The organism is Pseudomonas sp. Root329, assembly GCF_001424925.1.
GTDB lineage: Bacteria > Pseudomonadota > Gammaproteobacteria > Pseudomonadales > Pseudomonadaceae > Aquipseudomonas > Aquipseudomonas arabinosi.
The window spans coordinates 134,388-151,399 of the sequence record NZ_LMCV01000004.1 but is presented as its reverse complement, the minus strand read 5'-3'; the positions used below and the strand labels follow the sequence as shown (position 1 = coordinate 151,399).

20 protein-coding genes are annotated in these 17,012 nt (G+C 59.2%); 9 read left to right on the top strand and 11 right to left on the bottom strand.

Annotation, left to right across the window (positions count from 1 at the left end; translation table 11 throughout):
* Window positions 1-295: 295 nt before the first annotated feature.
* The gene (locus ASC74_RS06845; protein WP_027925717.1) at window positions 296-715 is read left to right on the top strand and encodes an organic hydroperoxide resistance protein; all 420 of its coding nucleotides are present in this window, start codon (window positions 296-298) and stop codon (window positions 713-715) included.
* Window positions 716-749: 34 nt separating this feature from the next.
* Window positions 750-1,766 (top strand): alpha/beta hydrolase, encoded by a 1,017-nt coding sequence (locus ASC74_RS06840; RefSeq protein ID WP_056740338.1) that lies wholly within the window; start codon window positions 750-752, stop codon window positions 1,764-1,766.
* A 180-nt stretch (window positions 1,767-1,946) separates the two neighbouring features.
* On the opposite strand, the gene ASC74_RS06835 is transcribed toward ASC74_RS06840, so the two are convergent.
* Window positions 1,947-2,516, bottom strand: coding sequence for an elongation factor P (locus ASC74_RS06835; protein ID WP_028619992.1), 570 nt, complete (start codon window positions 2,514-2,516; stop codon window positions 1,947-1,949).
* Between the two features lie 48 nt (window positions 2,517-2,564).
* Window positions 2,565-3,707: an elongation factor P maturation arginine rhamnosyltransferase EarP gene (gene earP, locus ASC74_RS06830; RefSeq protein WP_056740337.1), complete on the bottom strand. Its 1,143-nt coding sequence runs from the start codon at window positions 3,705-3,707 to the stop codon at window positions 2,565-2,567.
* A 124-nt stretch (window positions 3,708-3,831) separates the two neighbouring features.
* Between earP and ASC74_RS06825 the strand changes: the two genes are divergently transcribed.
* Together ASC74_RS06825 and ASC74_RS06820 are read left to right on the top strand one after the other, a co-directional pair.
* The gene (locus tag ASC74_RS06825; RefSeq protein WP_056740336.1) at window positions 3,832-4,242 is read left to right on the top strand and encodes a hypothetical protein; all 411 of its coding nucleotides are present in this window, start codon (window positions 3,832-3,834) and stop codon (window positions 4,240-4,242) included.
* A gap of 14 nt (window positions 4,243-4,256) precedes the next feature.
* Window positions 4,257-4,739, top strand: coding sequence for a GreA/GreB family elongation factor (locus tag ASC74_RS06820; protein WP_056740335.1), 483 nt, complete (start codon window positions 4,257-4,259; stop codon window positions 4,737-4,739).
* 16 nt (window positions 4,740-4,755) lie between these two features.
* On the opposite strand, the gene cysB is transcribed toward ASC74_RS06820, so the two are convergent.
* The 5 genes from cysB to ASC74_RS06795 all read right to left on the bottom strand — a co-directional run bounded on the left by cysB (window position 4,756) and on the right by ASC74_RS06795 (window position 8,748).
* On the bottom strand, window positions 4,756-5,730 hold the full coding sequence (cysB, locus tag ASC74_RS06815) for an HTH-type transcriptional regulator CysB (protein WP_008148549.1): 975 nt from the start codon (window positions 5,728-5,730) through the stop codon (window positions 4,756-4,758).
* Between the two features lie 149 nt (window positions 5,731-5,879).
* The gene (locus ASC74_RS06810; protein ID WP_056740333.1) at window positions 5,880-6,383 is read right to left on the bottom strand and encodes a universal stress protein; all 504 of its coding nucleotides are present in this window, start codon (window positions 6,381-6,383) and stop codon (window positions 5,880-5,882) included.
* Window positions 6,384-6,477: 94 nt separating this feature from the next.
* Window positions 6,478-7,383, bottom strand: coding sequence for a 5'-nucleotidase (locus ASC74_RS06805; RefSeq protein ID WP_056740331.1), 906 nt, complete (start codon window positions 7,381-7,383; stop codon window positions 6,478-6,480).
* Between the two features lie 25 nt (window positions 7,384-7,408).
* Window positions 7,409-8,365, bottom strand: a complete 957-nt coding sequence (locus ASC74_RS06800; protein WP_056740329.1) for a putative 2-dehydropantoate 2-reductase — start codon at window positions 8,363-8,365, stop codon at window positions 7,409-7,411.
* Complete coding sequence (locus tag ASC74_RS06795; protein WP_056740327.1) at window positions 8,362-8,748, bottom strand: thioredoxin family protein; 387 nt, start codon at window positions 8,746-8,748, stop codon at window positions 8,362-8,364. Before ASC74_RS06795 ends, ASC74_RS06800 begins: the two co-directional genes overlap by 4 nt.
* Here ASC74_RS06795 and ASC74_RS06790 point away from each other — a divergent pair.
* Both ASC74_RS06790 and ASC74_RS06785 read left to right on the top strand, forming a co-directional pair.
* Window positions 8,747-9,190: a PilZ domain-containing protein gene (locus ASC74_RS06790; protein WP_056740326.1), complete on the top strand. Its 444-nt coding sequence runs from the start codon at window positions 8,747-8,749 to the stop codon at window positions 9,188-9,190. The two genes, ASC74_RS06795 and ASC74_RS06790, sit on opposite strands and share 2 nt — an antisense overlap.
* Before the next feature lie 128 nt (window positions 9,191-9,318).
* Window positions 9,319-10,395: a 3-deoxy-7-phosphoheptulonate synthase gene (locus ASC74_RS06785; RefSeq protein WP_056740324.1), complete on the top strand. Its 1,077-nt coding sequence runs from the start codon at window positions 9,319-9,321 to the stop codon at window positions 10,393-10,395.
* A 71-nt stretch (window positions 10,396-10,466) separates the two neighbouring features.
* On the opposite strand, the gene ASC74_RS06780 is transcribed toward ASC74_RS06785, so the two are convergent.
* On the bottom strand, window positions 10,467-10,754 hold the full coding sequence (locus ASC74_RS06780) for a GNAT family N-acetyltransferase (protein ID WP_008057026.1): 288 nt from the start codon (window positions 10,752-10,754) through the stop codon (window positions 10,467-10,469).
* 641 nt (window positions 10,755-11,395) lie between these two features.
* On the opposite strand from ASC74_RS06780, the gene oprI reads away from it, so the two are divergent.
* Entirely contained in the window at window positions 11,396-11,647 is a 252-nt protein-coding gene (gene oprI, locus ASC74_RS06775; protein ID WP_002553018.1) for an outer membrane lipoprotei OprI, read from the top strand.
* Window positions 11,648-11,771: 124 nt separating this feature from the next.
* On the opposite strand, the gene ASC74_RS06770 is transcribed toward oprI, so the two are convergent.
* From ASC74_RS06770 to ASC74_RS06760, 3 genes are all read right to left on the bottom strand, one after another.
* A complete protein-coding gene (locus ASC74_RS06770; RefSeq protein WP_056740322.1) occupies window positions 11,772-12,743 on the bottom strand; it encodes a L,D-transpeptidase family protein in 972 nt (323 codons plus the stop codon).
* Window positions 12,744-12,845: 102 nt separating this feature from the next.
* Window positions 12,846-13,139: a hypothetical protein gene (locus ASC74_RS06765; protein WP_003226812.1), complete on the bottom strand. Its 294-nt coding sequence runs from the start codon at window positions 13,137-13,139 to the stop codon at window positions 12,846-12,848.
* A 56-nt stretch (window positions 13,140-13,195) separates the two neighbouring features.
* Complete coding sequence (locus tag ASC74_RS06760) at window positions 13,196-13,801, bottom strand: arylesterase (RefSeq protein ID WP_056740320.1); 606 nt, start codon at window positions 13,799-13,801, stop codon at window positions 13,196-13,198.
* Window positions 13,802-13,811: 10 nt separating this feature from the next.
* On the opposite strand from ASC74_RS06760, the gene ASC74_RS06755 reads away from it, so the two are divergent.
* Both ASC74_RS06755 and ASC74_RS06750 read left to right on the top strand, forming a co-directional pair.
* Window positions 13,812-14,495, top strand: coding sequence for an ABC transporter ATP-binding protein (locus ASC74_RS06755; RefSeq protein ID WP_056740318.1), 684 nt, complete (start codon window positions 13,812-13,814; stop codon window positions 14,493-14,495).
* Window positions 14,495-16,999 carry an ABC transporter permease gene (locus ASC74_RS06750; protein ID WP_056740315.1) on the top strand — a complete coding sequence of 835 codons (2,505 nt, stop codon included), beginning with the start codon at window positions 14,495-14,497 and terminating at the stop codon, window positions 16,997-16,999. The genes ASC74_RS06755 and ASC74_RS06750 overlap by 1 nt, the downstream gene beginning before the upstream one ends.
* Window positions 17,000-17,012: the final 13 nt, after the last annotated feature.

Below are 17,012 nucleotides of genomic sequence, written 5' to 3'. Positions count from 1 at the left end.
GTGTGTCAGGCAACATTGATCTTGACTGACACACCGCATTCGCGAGCAAGCCCGCTCCCACATTTGTTTTGTGGTGTGCCTTCTGCTTCATTCCCCCCCGTAAAAAAATTCCTCGCTGAAAATCCTGCTGCAACGGCTCTAACTCAATACATCCAATCAGCGCCCCCTCCCCAAACCAAAACTTTTTCAAAAATTTATCTTGCGCGCTAAATATTCGCGAGCTACATTTACTTCGCACTTACTTAGCGCGCAAACATTTAGCGCAAAACACCCAACTCCGAATGAGGCTCACACCATGCAAACTCTCTACACCGCTATCGCAACCTCCACCGGCGGCCGTGACGGTCGTGCGGTTTCCAGCGACAACATCCTCGACGTCAAACTCGCCACACCCAAAGAACTCGGCGGTGCCGGCGGCGCAGCGACCAACCCTGAGCAACTGTTCGCCGCCGGCTACTCCGCCTGCTTCATCGGCGCACTGAAATTCGTGGCCAGCCAGACCAAACGCACCATCCCGAACGACGCCTCGATCACCGCCCACGTTGGCATCGGCCAGATCCCTGGCGGTTTCGGCCTGGACATCGACCTGCACATCAGCCTGCCGGGGCTTGAACAAGCCGATGCACAAAGCCTGGTCGACGCTGCCCACCAGGTCTGCCCGTACTCCAACGCCACCCGTGGCAATGTCGATGTGCGCCTGCACGTTACCGTCTAACCGCTGATTCCCAGGCCCGAACCAGGAAACGAACATGAGCACTTTCAGTAAAGTCTTGACCGGCACCCTTCTCGCCTTGTCCATCCACAGCGCGTTTGCAGGTGAGGGTGTTGAACACAACACCCAAGCGTTCCTCGACGTTCTGAACGCCGGCACCGGCAAACCGATGGAACAACTCACGCCTAAAGAAGCCCGCGCCGTGCTGGTCGGCGCGCAGGCCGGGGTGAAACTGACGCTGCCAAAAGCTGATGTCAGCGAGAAAACCATTCAAGTCGACGGCCAACCGCTCAGCCTGACCATCGTCCGGCCGGCCGGAGTCAAAGGTCCGCTGCCGGTGTTCATGTTCTTCCACGGCGGCGGCTGGGTGCTGGGGGATTTCCCGACCCATGAACGTCTGGTTCGGGACTTGGTTACCGGTTCGGGGGCGGCGGCGGTGTTCGTCAATTACACCCCGTCACCGGAAGCGCATTACCCGGTGGCGATCAACCAGGCTTACGCCGCAACCCAATGGGTGGCCGAGCACGGTAAAGAGATCAACGTCGACGGCAAACGTCTGGCCGTGGCCGGCAACAGCGTCGGCGGCAATATGGCGGCAGTGGTTGCGCTGATGGCCAAAGACAAGGGCACGCCGGCGATCAGGTTCCAGGTGCTGCTGTGGCCGGTGACTGACGCCAGCTTCGAGACGGCGTCCTACAACCAGTTTGCCGAGGGGCACTTCCTCACCAAAAACATGATGAAGTGGTTCTGGGACAACTACACCACCGATGCCAAACAGCGTAATGAGATCTACGCCTCGCCATTGCGGGCAACCACCGCGCAACTCAAGGGTCTGCCACCTGCACTGGTGCAAACTGCCGGCGCCGATGTGTTGCGCGATGAAGGTGAAGCCTACGCCCGCAAACTCGACGAAGCTGGGGTGCCGGTCACGGCCGTGCGCTACAACGGCATGATTCACGACTATGGTTTGCTTAACGTTGTGAGCCAGGTGCCGGCGGTGCGTTCGGCGATGTTGCAAGCGTCCGAAGAGCTCAAGCAACACCTGAAGAAATAACGCAGTAAAAATGTGGGAGCGGGCTTGCTCGCGAAGAGGGATTGTCAGTGACATAAATGTTGCCTGACACAACGCCTTCGCGAGCAAGCCCGCTCCCACAAGGGTTCATTGCTGGACCTGAAATGCAGGTACAAAAAAGCCCGACTCAATGGTCGGGCCTTTTCATTCCTGAAGCTGTGCTTATTTAGCACGGCCTTTGTAGGAACCGCCTTCGCGGGTGTCGATCTCGATCTTGTCACCGATTTCGATGAAGTCAGCAACTTGCAGCTCAGTGCCGTTGCTCAGCTTGGCAGGCTTCATCACCTTGCCGGAAGTGTCGCCGCGAGCCGAACCTTCGGTGTAGTCAACTACGCGCACGATGGTGGTCGGCAGTTCTACGGAAACCAGACGCTCTTCGAAGAAGATCGCTTCGCAAACATCGGTCATGCCTTCTTCAACGAAAGGCAGAACGGCTTCGATGTCTTCAGCGTTCAGCTCGTACATGGTGTAGTCGGTGGTGTCCATGAACGTGTAGGTGTCGCCGCTGATGAAGGACAGGGTCGCTTCTTTGCGGTCGAGGATTACGTCGTCCAGTTTGTCGTCAGCGCTGTAAACGATCTCGGTCTTGTAACCGGTCAGCAGGTTTTTCAGCTTGGTCTTCATGATCGCGCTGTTACGACCAGACTTGGTGAATTCAGCTTTCTGAACCAGCCAAGGATCGTTTTCGAGACGGATCACGGTACCGGGTTTCAGTTCTTTACCAGTTTTCATTGCGAATATCCGAATTTGGATGGGATTTACAAAAATCTAGGCCGCGTATCATATCCAATTTACATAAAACTGTACCAGCGCTGCGGCAAGATCTGCCTGCAAAGCCTGTTCCAGACACCACGCTTCGGCGTGTTTTTGCAGTTCTGGCCAGTGTTTTCGGGTCGATTGCCAGTGCCCGCTCATATTGTCACCCGCATTCCATGCTCGCCAAAGACCGCTGATCGCCTCGCGGGCAGGCTCGGACAGGCCTTTGGTGTACAGAGCGAGGAAGGCGTCGAGCTTGTCCAGATGGATGTCTTCGTCCTGCTGATAGATGTGCCAGAGCAGCGGCCGGCCCGCCCATTGAGCGCGGACAAAGGAATCTTCACCGCGCACGGCGTTGAAATCGCAGCACCAGAGCAGGTGATCGTATTGATCCTGTCGGACGAACGGCAGCACTTGCACGGTCAATTCACCGCGCACATGCACCGCGCCGGCCACCAGACCGTCCACACCGAGCCAACGTTCGACATCCCCAAGAATCCGACCTTCAGGCACCAGCAGATGAGTGGGCGTCGAGTCGGCAGCCATTGCCTTGAGCCAACTGGCCAGCCCGTTATTTTCGTAGGCAAACAGCGAGATCAACTGCGCACCTTGCGCGCGATCAATCCCCAAACCTTGCAGGAATTCTCGTTGAGCCTCGGGGTTTTGCTGAAACTGCTGACGACGCTCAAGCAATCCGCTTTCACGCAGCAAGCCACCGGTGCCCTTCTGAAACCCCGGAAAGAAGAAGAATTTTTGTACGCTCTTGTACTTCACCGACGGCAAGCCGTGGCAGCCGACGATCCAGTCCTCGGCACTCAGATAGTCGAGATTCATCCACAGCGGCGGTTTTTCCCGCTCGGCCATGGCCTCCATGTAAGCACTCGGCAATTGGCAGGCGAACGCGGCGATCACCACATCAGCGGCTTCAGTGGGCTGCCAGTCGGCCGTCCACTGGCGCACTTCGACGCCCTGCTGCCATTGCTGTGAGGCGTTGATGTCGATTTCCGGGCACAAGCGCTCGAAGGCTCGCAAATCATCGACCCACAAACGCACCGTCACCGAATGTTCGGCCACCAGTTGTCGGGCCAGACGCCAGGTCACGCCGATGTCGCCAAAGTTGTCGACCACCGCGCAGAAAATATCCCAGCGGGCTTTCATTTCACGCATTCCAGGCTCCCGTTGGCAAAGGCGCCGATTGTCCTCATAAATTACCCCGTGCAGAAGAGCCGACGGCGATTAATCTTCATGCGACAATCGCCACTCGCCCGCGACCACCCGCCAGGAGGCAGCCATGCCCTACCGTCCCAACCCGCGCCGCCCGTTGCCGATCCAGCTCAACGCCTTGCAACTGACCGGCAGCATTGCCCTGGGTGTGTGGCTGGGGTTTATCGCGATCGCGCTGACGTGCTGGCTCGCCTCCCGACTGTTGTTCAGCGAGCAGCTGGCGCCCGTGGCAGAGGCCGTGCAGCAACTGGCCAAACCACCGGTGGTGGTGCAACCGGTGCCGGACATTCCGCCTCAGAGCCCGTTGTTCGAACGGTACGAAGAGAACCTGCGCAAGAACGAGCAGCAGCAACGAATGGATCAGGCCCGCAGCACCGGCCGCAATCTGTCCAACCCGAAATGCCAGTTCTGGCTGCAACAGGACCAGACTGCGCCGAGCGAAAAAAGCCGCGCCAACGTCCTGCAATTCTGCGATTGATCAAGAAGCTCTTTATGCACAAGCCGACCGTCCACCAACTGATTCTCGACAAGCTGCGGATCGACCTCGACATCGCCGAGCGTGCCGCACAAACCGCTTACGAAACCGCGACCCACGAAGAAAACATCGCCGAAAACAAGTACGACACGCTGGGTCTGGAGGCTTCTTACCTGGCAGCCGGGCAAGCCAAAAGGGTGGAGGAAATCAGGCAGTCACTGACGCTTTGCCAGAACCTGACGCTGCGGCCTTACGACGATCAGCGCGGCATCGAAGTCGGTGCCCTGCTCGGTCTGGAAGACGAAAAGGGTCGTGAGCAATGGTTGTTTCTGGCCCCCGACGCGGCGGGTTTGAAAGTCGACCTGGTGGGGCAATGGATTACCGTCATCACCCCTCGCTCACCGCTGGGCAAGAGTCTGCTGGGCAAGTTCGAAGGGGACGAGGTGGAGATTCTGGTGGCGGGTGCTCGGCAACAGTTTTCTGTTACCGAGGTGGTCTAGGCAAGACGTTTAACGATTAATGCACCGGCAGTTCGACGCCGTCGAACAGCTCTTCCAGTTCCTGCTTGTTGTGGCACTGAATGGCCTTGGCCATGACTTCGCGGGTCAGGTGCGGGGCGAACTTCTCGATGAAGTCGCACATGAAGCCACGCAGGAACGTGCCGCGACGGAAACCGATTTTAGTAATGCTGGATTCGAACAAGTCGCTGGCATCAAGCATGACCAGGTCGCTATCGAGTTTGGCATCGACCGCCATTTTCGCCACGATGCCCACGCCCAGACCCAGGCGAACGTAAGTCTTGATCACGTCGGCGTCGGCGGCGGTGAACACCACTTTCGGTGTCAGGCCACGATGGCTGAACGCTTCGTCGAGCTTCGAACGGCCGGTGAAACCGAACACGTACGTCACGATCGGGTATTCGGCCAGGGCTTCGAGGGTCAGCTTCGACAGCTTGGTCAGCGGGTGGCCCTGGGGCACGACCACGCAGCGGTTCCAGCGATAGCACGGCATCATCACCAGATCACCGAACAGTTCCAGCGCTTCGGTGGCGATGGCGAAATCCACGGTGCCGTCAGCGGCCATTTCAGCGATCTGCATCGGCGAACCCTGGTGCATGTGCAGGGCAACGTCCGGGTATTGCTTGATGAAATTGCTGATCACCGGTGGCAACGCATAACGCGCCTGGGTGTGCGTGGTGGCGATCGACAGGGTGCCTTTCTTCTCGTTGGAGAATTCCTGGGCGATCTGCTTGATGCTTTCAACCTTGCGCAGGATCTCGCCGGCGGTGGTGATAATTCGCTCGCCGGCCGGGGTGACGCGGGTCAGGTGCTTGCCGCTGCGAGCGAAAACCTCGACCCCCAATTCGTCTTCCAGCAGACGGATCTGCTTACTGATGCCCGGTTGCGACGTGTAAAGGCTTTGGGCTGTAGCGGAAACGTTGAGGTCGTGGTGCGCCACTTCCCAGATGTAGCGCAATTGTTGAAGCTTCATATGAATCCCTCAAAGCAGGTAGACGCCACGGGCATCAGCGACGGTATATAACTATATTAATGGTTTGAAGAATAAATCTAGAACTTTTTTATCAAACGGCCACTATTCGTGTTCTGGTGTCCGGCCTCGTGAATACGCGAGGCAGGACACTAACGATCCCCTTGGCGACGACGTTCCACCAGCGGCACCAGATAGACTGGCACCCGAGACAGTTGCAGCACCCGCGCGGCAGTCCGGCCCAAAGGCGTTTCCGCGCCAGCACCATGGCTATGACTACCTACGATCAACAAATCCACGGAGAGTTTCTGCGCCTGGTCGAGAATCACCTGTGACGGATCGCCCTGAAGCACCCGCACCGCTTGAATCCGCTCCAGATCCTGCGCCCCGTCCTCCCCCAATTCGTCACGAAAGCTGTCGAGCACCCGCTGCTCGATATTGGCAATCACCGTATTCAGGCCCTGACTGTGAAACTCGTTCAATGCTTGCTCATCGAGGTAACTCTGAAGCACCGATTCGGCGAACAGCCCCATCGGTTCAACGGCGTGCACCACGTACAGATCGGCATTGAAAGTTCGCGCCAGCGCCAAGGCATGATGCATTACCAAAGGTGCGTACAGGCCGAGGTCAGTGGCGTACAACATAGAACGAATCATATGACCTCCTCGAGTGCCGACATGGCGGAGATTGATTCAGCTTAGCAGTGCCTTGGCGAGTACGACGTTTCGCGTAACGCGTTGAACCGTGGGCTTAAACCTTTTGCTCGTTGCTTATGCCATGCGGCACGTGGCCAGTGGCGACCACCTCGCGGGCCAGCTCGCAATGACCGGCCTGATCGTCGAAAAACACGTCGGCGGCAAAGGCTTCAAGAAACGCCGACTTGGTCAGGCCGCCGAGAAACAGCGACTCGTCCAGACGAATGTCCCATTCGCGCAAGGTACGAATCACTCGCTCATGGGCCGGCGCCGATCGCGCGGTCACCAGCGCGGTGCGGATCGGACAGGCGTCTTCCGGGAACTCGCGCTGCAACAGATTGAGGGCGGCGAGGAAGCCTTTGAACGGCCCACCGCGCAATGGCTCGCGGGCGGCTTCACGCTCGCTGGCCTGAAACGCTTCCAGACCACCGGACTGATAGACGCGCTCTGATTCGTCGGAAAACAGCACCGCATCACCATCGAAGGCAATGCGCAATTCATCACTGGCCGCACGGCTGGCGCCACCCGACAGAATGGTCGCTGCGGCGAACCCGGCATCCAGTGCACTGCGCACGTCTTCGGCATGCGTCGAGAGAAACAGGTCGCAGCCAAATGCCTTCAGGTACGGATAAGGACTGCGTCCGCCGACAAACGCCGCGCGGGAAATCGCCAGGCCATAGTGGTGGATCGAATTGAACACCCGCAGGCCAGTATCGGCACTGTTGCGCGACACCAGAATCACCTCGACCCGGGCGCGGCCAAGGCTGGTATTGAGGTTGAGGAGTTTCTGCACCAACGGGAATGCATCACCGGGCTCGAGGATTTCGTCTTCGTGTTCGATCTGATACTGCCGATAGGCTTCGACGCCGCTCGACTCATAAACCTTATGACTTTCGCTCAGGTCGAACAGCGCACGCGAAGAAATCGCCAGCACCAGTTTGTCGTCGATAGTCTTTGCCATGCCCTTCCCCCTCAGGATGATCGACTCAGGTGTTACGTCGATCGATAAAACTCAAACTGCGATACAAGGCTTCGATTCGCGGCAACTCGCACCCTGCGGCCTTGGCTGCCGCCAGTGGCCGGGCGTAAATCGCATCCAGCTCAAGCGGTCGTTTGTGCAGAAAATCGTGGTACATGCTCGGCCAATAGTCCGGCATCTTCTCGGTCACCATGAACAGATGATCGGCATAACCGGCCGGTACGTCGTGACCGCAGGCGATTGCTCCCTGAACCACTTCCGCCATCAGAGCCTTGATCAGTTCCCGACTGTCGGCATCGGCCATCAACGGTGTGGTGCTTGCCCCGAGCAGCACCGACAGACCGTTGTAGGGAATATTCCAGACCAGTTTTTGCCAGCGTGTCTGATGCAGGTTCGCCATGGCCTGGGAGTCGATGCCGGCGGTACGGAACAGCCCGGCGCCCTCCTCGACAATCGCCATGCGCGCCTGCTCATCGGTTGCCGGGCCACTGTGATAGCCAACATTCACCGCGCCGAGCGCCTGATGAGTGATGACGCCTGGTCCGTCGCGATGAACGCAGATATAGCAGAGCCCACCGAGCACGTGCAGCGAATCGGGGAGCAACGCTCGCAGACTGTCTTCAACGTCCAGGCCATTTTGCAGCAACAACACTTTGGCATTCGGTGCCGCGGCTTGAATGATCGTCGGTGCCAGTTGCGCGTTACTGGTGGTTTTCGCGCCCACCAACAACCAGTCACAGGGCGGCATGTCTTCGGCCGTCGAATAGGCCTGAACCGGATTCAACGTCAGCGCGCCGTGCACCGCACTGTCGAGCTGCAACCCGCGCTCGGCCACCGCTGAGAATTCACTGCGTAACAGAAAATGCACATCGAAACCGGCACGCGCCAGCATCAACCCGTAGAAACCGCCGATCGCACCGGTGCCGATAATACCGATTGTCGGTTTGGTCACTGCCCCCATCATGGCAACTCCTCTGCAATTCGACTCAACGCCTGAGCCACGGCTGCATTGAGCTCGGTGCCGGTCAGGCGCGATTTTAATGCCCCGAAAAATTCACCGTCGCGTACCACAAACAGCGCCGGCAAATAAAAAACCTGATATCGCTCGACCACCCCGCCATTGTTCCCGGCATCGATCCAGCACAACCGATCGACGTCCAGGTCGAGTCGTGGCAATTGCTCACGGGCAAAACGGCAACTGGCGCAGCCGACGCTGGTGAAAATAACCAGCGACACACCGCTCATCGCCAGCAGCCGTTGGTCGGCGTCGAAATCAGTCAGTTCCAATTCGACCACTATACTGGGTGGAACAATGTCAGATGGCCGACACATGGAGTCCGTGTTCATGGGACGTTTTATTCCTCACCCTGACGATGTGCCCGTCGAATTAACGTTGCTCAAACCTGAGTGTATTTCACGGCAACAGCTGCACACTATCAGCCTCGGGGGCATGGCTTGCAATTATCACCGGGCGTGGCGCCACGGTACGGCGCTGGAAATTCGCATGCCGACCTTGAACCCCGACATGCGTTTTCTGGGCTATGTGGCCTGGTGCCTGCGACGAAAACGCGGTTATCTGGTAGGCATTGCCTTCGTTGACGAGCAGATGATGTTCAGTGCCCGGATGGGCGAGCAGGTGTGCCAGATCGAACGTTACTGCCGCCTGCATGACGCGCATGACGATCTGCAGGAAACCCAGGCCCTGGCCCTCGAATGGGTTCAGGAGCATGCCGACGAGTTCTCTCACGAGACGGTTCGCAAGGCATTTGCGCAGGTTGTACTGGATTAAACCGGTGTCTGCCCATTGTCGAGCCACGGTGTAACGCGCTAAGGTTCTGCTCCCCGACGCGCTTAATTTGCTGTGCTCCGCCGCGCGGGTTCGCTGGCGGCCGGCACCCGTGACCTGACGAGTAAACGATGGCTGATTTACCGATCAACGACCTAAACGTCGCTTCCAACGAGACGCTGATCACTCCCGATCAGCTCAAGCGTGATATCCCTCTGAGCGACGCTGCCCTGCGCACCGTCACCAAGGGCCGCGAAGTCATTCGCAACATTCTTGATGGCACCGACCACCGCCTGTTTGTTGTCATCGGGCCTTGCTCGATCCACGACATCAAGGCTGCCCACGAATACGCCGAACGCCTGAAGGCGCTTGCGGCCGAAGTGTCCGATACCCTGTATCTGGTCATGCGCGTGTATTTCGAGAAGCCACGCACCACCGTCGGCTGGAAAGGTTTGATCAACGATCCGTACCTGGACGATTCCTTCAAGATTCAGGACGGTCTGCACATCGGTCGTCAATTGTTGCTGGACCTGGCCGAGATGGGCCTGCCGACCGCAACTGAAGCCCTCGACCCGATCTCCCCGCAGTACCTGCAGGACCTGATCAGCTGGTCGGCCATCGGTGCGCGCACTACCGAATCCCAGACTCACCGTGAAATGGCCTCCGGCCTGTCCTCGGCAGTCGGCTTCAAGAACGGCACCGACGGCGGCTTGACGGTCGCTATCAACGCCCTGCAATCGGTTTCCAGCCCTCACCGCTTCCTGGGTATCAACCAGGAAGGTGGCGTGTCGATCGTCACCACCAAGGGCAATGCCTACGGTCACGTGGTACTGCGCGGTGGCAACGGCAAGCCGAACTACGATTCGGTCAGCGTCGCGCTCTGCGAGCAAGCGCTGAACAAAGCGAAGATCAAGCCGAACATCATGGTCGATTGCAGCCACGCCAACTCCAACAAGGACCCGGCCCTGCAACCGCTGGTGATGGAGAACGTCGCCAACCAGATCCTCGAAGGCAACCAGTCGATCATCGGCCTGATGGTCGAAAGTCACCTGAACTGGGGCTGCCAGGCGATCCCGAAAGACCTCGCCGACCTGCAATACGGCGTGTCGATCACCGATGCCTGCATCGACTGGTCCGCCACCGAAAACACCTTGCGCAGCATGCATGCCAAGCTCAAGGACGTGCTGCCGAAACGCGATCGCAGCTGATCACTTTTCGCCGCACAAAAAAACGCCGGGCTTGACCCGGCGTTTTTTTATGCGTTCGATTCTTTGAAAGGTTACTGGCTCAGCTTGGCCGCGTGCCGCTGATGACGCTCCATGTAGCGTTCCACGTAGGAACACGATGGAATGACGGTGTAACCCATTTCTTCAGCGTACTCCAACGCCTTCTCGGTCAAGGCGGCCGCTATGCCGCGACCACGCAGCGCGTTGGGCACAAAGGTGCGATAGATATCCAGGGTCTGTTTCCCCAGATCCATATAGGTCAGGTAGGCACGATGACCGTCCACATTGGTCTCGAACTGATGACCAGCCTGGTCATGGTGGATGGACAACGCCTCGCTCATCACTACTCCTCGCGGGTCTGGAATTCTGACCCCTACCTTACCGATGTTTTTCCGGCGAAGGAACATCTACGCCACCCCGTGCCTGAATGGACACCGAGAAGAACTGCACCCATCTCGCGCAACCGAGCACGTATCAAATAGTAGGCACCATTAGGCAGAAATGCTCAAGGTACGCTCGTCATCACGCTGGGGGGCGGGGGTGCTGCTCCGGGTTACGCAGAGACGGCTCGACCAGGATATCTGAAGGTCGACAGCCTGAACATTGCCGGATGTTGAGACTTAAGACGAGCGCCCTTTGTTAAAGTCACCTGAACATGGAGAAAGATATGAGAGGCGCCACGCAGAATCCGAACAAAAGTGTAGACGAATCCATCTAGATAGACTTTAGCCAAGACTCGGAAAAGAGCTGTGAGCGCGCGGAACTTTTCTTCGGCGGCTCGCTCAGCTCGGGCCTCCCAGCTGGATATTTTTTAAACAATGCAGTTAAAAGTTGCTCGAAAAAGAATCAACGCCTACAATTTTTTTGGCTTCTTGCTTTACGTCAGTTTACTTACGACAAGTAATGGGTAGTATGTACGCCGGCTATTTCCTCAATCTGAGGAGACAGCTAACTTAATAGAAAGTCCTTGAAGGGGAACACGATGAACAACGTTCTGAAATTCTCTGCTCTGGCTCTGGCCGCAGTTCTGGCTACCGGTTGCAGCAGCGTATCGAAAGAAACCGAAGCACGTCTGACTGCTACTGAAGACGCAGCAGCTCGCTCCCAGGCTCGTGCAGACGAAGCTTACCGTAAAGCTGATGAAGCTCTGGCTGCTGCTCAAAAAGCACAACAGACTGCTGACGAAGCTAACGAGCGTGCTCTGCGCATGCTGGACAAAGCTAGCCGCAAGTAATAATCCCTCGGGATTGTTATCAAGCCGACCCATTTTTTGGGTCGGCTTTTTTATTGCCCGCTATTTCGTACAGGCAATAAAAAACCCGCCGATGCGGTCAGCATCGGCGGGCTCCTTTCAAGCATTACTGCAACGGGTCGATCGGCGCACTCGTCACCATCGGCGCCGAGGAGTTCGGCACTCCGATTTCCACCGGCAGGCCATCTTCAGCGGCAACCACGTCGCGAACCACATCCCAGTTCATGCGCAGGTTGTTGGTGATGTCCTCACGCTTGAGCATCGCGTTGATTACCGCGGTGTGCTTGTCGACCACAGAAGGGTTGCCCTTGTCGTCCAGCGGCGTGTGCGCTTCCAGATACACCTTGCCGCCACTGACACCGAACTTGTACGGGTCGCTGATAATGCGCACCGACGTGCCTACCGGCACCATGCTCGCCATTTCCAGCACGTTGTTGTTGAACATGCGGAAGCAACCGTGGCTGGTGCGCATGCCGATGCCGAACTTCTTGTTCGAACCGTGGATCAGGTAGCCCGGCGTGCCCAGCGTGAACTTGAACGGCCCCAGCGGGTTGTCCGGGCCAGCCGGCACCACGTTCGGCAGTGGATCGCCATCGGCGGCGTGCTCGGCCTTGATCGACGCTGGAGGGGTCCAGGTCGGGTTCGGCGTCTTGGCGGTGATGCTGGTATGGGCAATCGGCGAGCCCCAGCCTTCACGGCCGATACCCAGCGGGAAGGTGTACACCACGTTCCGGCCTTTCGGGAAGTAATAGAGGCGGTACTCGGCCAGGTTGATGACGATGCCTTCACGCGGGCCCGGCGGCAGGATGAAGCGTGTCGGCAGCACCACTTCGGTGCCAGCTCCCGGCAGCCATGGATCGACGCCAGGGTTGGCCGCGACCATTTCCGAATAGCCCAGATCGTAGGTGGTGCCAAGGTCGGCGAAGGTATCTTCGTACTTGGCCTTGATCACCTGGACCTGACCGACGATGTCTTCACCGGGCGGTGGCAGGGGCAGCTCCAATGCTGCTACGGGACCCGCCACACAGAGGGCGGCGAGAGACAGGTAGCGGGTGACGGCAGGAAAGCGCGGCAACATCCGGAAAATCCTTCGCATGATCGACAAGGGTATAAAAACGAGATTGTACACCGGCATCTGGAAAATCGGGGAGTTGACCGATAGCAAGCAATCTATCAGCGTCTAAAGCTCGAAACGCAGTTCCGGCCAGATCGGCGATGTGCCGCGTTTTTGCGATTCCAGAATGGCCCGGCACAGCGAGCACAGGCGCTGATCCTGGAACACACGGCGATCGACGCTCGACCAGCGCGGTTGTGCTGGCAACAGGCTGCCGCACAAGGTCCGGTCCGCCGAGCCGCCCAACTCCAGTTGACGGGTCACCAGATGTACCCGCACTTCCTGGCAGGCGAACAGATCCAGCTGTTCGTCAGGCTCGATCAGTTGGTAGGCAAAAAGTGACCAGGCAGGACGCGGCATCGGGGGCTCCAAATCGGGGGCGCCACCTTAGCCGAAACACCGCCGCTAGAAAAGCGTCAAAGCAGCGGTTTCAGTGTAGGCCAGACATTTTCCAGCAACTTGCCCTGAGCCCCGGCAGCCGGGTGCAAGCCGTCGGCTTGCATCAAGTCCGGATGACCGCCCACGCCGTCGAGAAAAAACGGCACCAGCGGGATGTTTTTCTCGTTGGCCAGTGTGCTGTAGACCTTCGCAAAGGCCTCGGTATAACGAACGCCGTAGTTAGGTGGCAATTGCATGCCGAGCAGCAGCACCTTGGCGCCACTCGCGCGGGAGCTGTCGATCATTGCTGCAAGGTTTTGTTGCAATTGCGTTGGCAGCAATCCGCGCAGGCCATCGTTGCCGCCCAACTCGAGGATTACCAGCTCCGGCTTATGCTCTGCAAGCAGCGCGGGCAGGCGCGCCTGGCCTCCGGCGCTGGTGTCGCCGCTGATGGACGCATTGACCACCTTATCGTCGAAACCTTCGCGCTTGAGCCGTTGCTCGAGCAATGACACCCACCCCAACCGGGTATCCAGCCCGAAACCCGCGCTGATACTATCGCCAACGATCAGGACTGTACCCGCCGCTGCGTTCTGGGCCATGCACATCAAGGCCAGGCCAGCACTCAAAAACCACACACGCATCGGATTCTCCATGGGCGCAAGCATTCTCACCGCGAAGAACCTCAGCAAAGTGGTTCCCAGCGCGGAAGGTGAACTGACTATCCTGCACGAACTCAGCCTGGAACTGAACAAGGGCGACAGCCTGGCCATCGTTGGCGCCTCCGGTTCCGGCAAGTCCACCCTCCTCGGCTTGCTCGCTGGCCTCGACCTGCCGAGCAGCGGCGACGTCACCCTCGCCGGGCAAGCCCTGAGCAATCTCGATGAAGACCAGCGCGCCCGTATCCGGGCCGAGCATGTCGGGTTTGTGTTTCAGTCCTTTCAGCTGCTCGACAGCCTCAACGCCCTGGAAAACGTGATGCTGCCGCTGGAACTCGATGGCCGCAAAGACGCCCGCGAATGCGCCACCGAGCTGCTGCAACGGGTCGGCCTGGGCCAGCGACTGACCCATTCGCCACGCCAGCTTTCGGGTGGCGAACAGCAGCGCGTGGCGATTGCCCGCGCGTTTGCCGCAGAACCCGATGTGCTGTTCGCCGACGAACCCACCGGCAACCTCGACAGCCACACCGGCGAGCGCATCAGCGATCTGCTGTTCGAACTCAACCAGGAACGCGGCACAACCCTGGTGCTGGTAACCCACGACGAACGCCTGGCACATCGCTGCCGACGCCTGATCCGCCTTGAAGCCGGCCTGCTGGTCGCCCCTCTGGAGCCTTGATGGCACGCCTGCCGCTGTTGCGCCTGTTCAGTCTTGCCTTCCGCCAACTAATGCGCGACGCCCGCGCCGGTGAGTTGCGCGTGTTGTTTTTTGCCTTGCTGGTGGCCGTGGCGGCGAGTACCGCCATCGGCTACTTCGGCGCCCGCCTGAACGGCGCCATGATGCTGCGCGCCACCGAGTTTCTCGGTGCCGACCTGTTGCTCGAAGGCAGTTCACCGGCACGGCCCGAACAGATTAAAAGCGGCACGGAGCTGGGCCTCGAACACGCTCAAGTGGTGGAGTTTTCCAGCGTCATCGCCACTGACAATGGCATTCAGCTGTCCAGCATCAAAGCTGCCGATGACGTCTACCCACTGCGCGGCGAACTGAAAAGTGCCCCGGCGCCCTTCGCCCCGGAAGAACCCGGTGGCGGACCGAAACCCGGTGAAGCCTGGGTCGAAGCACGACTGTTGACCGCGCTGGACCTGAAGATCGGCGACAGCATCGACGTCGGCATGCGAACCCTCAAACTGGCGCGAGTGCTGACCTACGAACCGGACCGTGCCGGCAACTTCTATAGCCTCACGCCGCGGGTGCTGATCAACCTCAGCGACCTCGCCGCGACCGGCGTGGTGCAACCCGGCAGCCGGGTCAGTTACCGCGAACTCTGGCGCGGTAAAGCCGAGGCGCTGGAAACCTATCGTCAATTGATCAAACCCGGCCTGGCCGCCAACCAGCGTTTGCAGGATGCCCGCGATGGCAACCGACAGATCGGCGGCGCCCTAGGCAAGGCCGAGCGTTATTTGAACATGGCCAGTCTAGTGGCGGTTCTGTTGTCGGGTGTGGCGGTGGCGCTGTCGGCGACGCGCTTCGCCACCCGCCGATTCGATGCCAGTGCATTGCTGCGTTGTCTGGGGCTGTCCCGACGGGAAACCATGGTGCTGTTCAGTTTGCAACTGACGGTGCTCGGGCTGCTCGCCAGCATCAGCGGCGCACTGATCGGCTGGTTCGCGCAGCTGGGACTGTTCGCGCTGCTGCATGATTTATTACCGACCGACGTTCCACCGGGCGGTCTGTTTCCAGCCATCGCCGGGATCGGCACCGGGCTGGTGGCGCTGGCCGGTTTTGCCTTGCCACCACTGGCGGCACTGGGCCGGGTTCCGCCATTGCGGGTATTGCGTCGGGACATGCTGCCGATTCCTTCCAGCACCTGGATGGTTTACGGAGCGGCATTGGGCGCCCTCGGGCTGATCATGTGGCGCCTGAGCCTGGACCTGATATTGACCTTCGCCCTGCTCGGTGGCGGTGTGATCGCAGCATTGATGCTTGGCGGCTTGCTGTTGCTGCTTCTGAAGAGCCTGCGTCGAATGCTGGCGCGCGCCTCTTTGCCGTGGCGCCTCGGGCTAGGTCAATTGCTGCGTCACCCACTGGCGGCCGCGGGGCAATCCCTGGCCTTCGGTTTGATTCTGCTGTCCATGGCGCTGATCGCATTACTGCGCGGCGAGTTGCTGGACACCTGGCAGAACCAGCTACCGAAAAACGCGCCCAACTATTTCGCGCTGAACATTCTGCCGGCGGACAAACAGGCGTTCATCGATCGCCTGATCAAACTGTCGGCGCAATCGGCGCCGCTGTACCCGGTGGTACCGGGACGGCTGATCAGCGTCAACGACGAGCCGGTACAGGAAATCGTCAGCAAGGATTCGGCCGGTGATCGAGCGATCCAGCGCGACCTGAGCCTGACCTGGGCGGCGGATTTGCCGGCGGGCAACAAACTCACGGCGGGTAACTGGTGGACCGAACAGACGCCAGACGAGATTCCCGGCGTATCGGTGGAAGGCAAAGTCGCCGAAAGCCTGAAGCTCAAGCTCGGCGATCACATGGTGTTTACCGTGGGCGGCGTCAATCGCGAAGCGAAAGTCACCAGCCTGCGAGAGATCAACTGGGACAACTTCCAGCCTAACTTCTTCATGATCTTCCAGCCCGGCACACTGAAGGATCTGCCGGCAACCTACCTGACCAGTTTTTATCTGGCGGCCGGTCATGATCAGCAGATCGTGGATCTGTCCCGGACGTTTCCGGCGGTGACCATCTTGCAAGTCGAAGCCTTGCTCGAACAACTGCGCAGCATCCTCGCCCAAGTCACCCTGGCGGTGGAATACGTGCTGTTGTTCGTGTTGGCGGCGGGGATGGCGGTGTTGTTTTCAGGCTTGCAGGCGACGCTCGATGAGCGCATACGCCAAGGCGCCTTGTTGCGAGCGCTGGGGGCCGAGCGGCAACTGTTGGTCAAGGCGCGGCGGATCGAGTTCGGTTTGCTTGGGGCGGTCAGCGGATTGTTGGCAGCGTTGGGTTCGGAACTGGTGAGTCTGGTGCTCTACCGCTACGCCTTCGACCTGCCGTGGCACCCGCATCCGTGGTTGCTGGTGTTGCCACTGATCGGCGCGGTGCTGATCGGCGGTGCTGGCGTGTTCGGCACACGTCGCGCGCTGAACGCCAGCCCCCTGACAGTCTTGCGCGAGGGTTGATAGACTCAAGCTC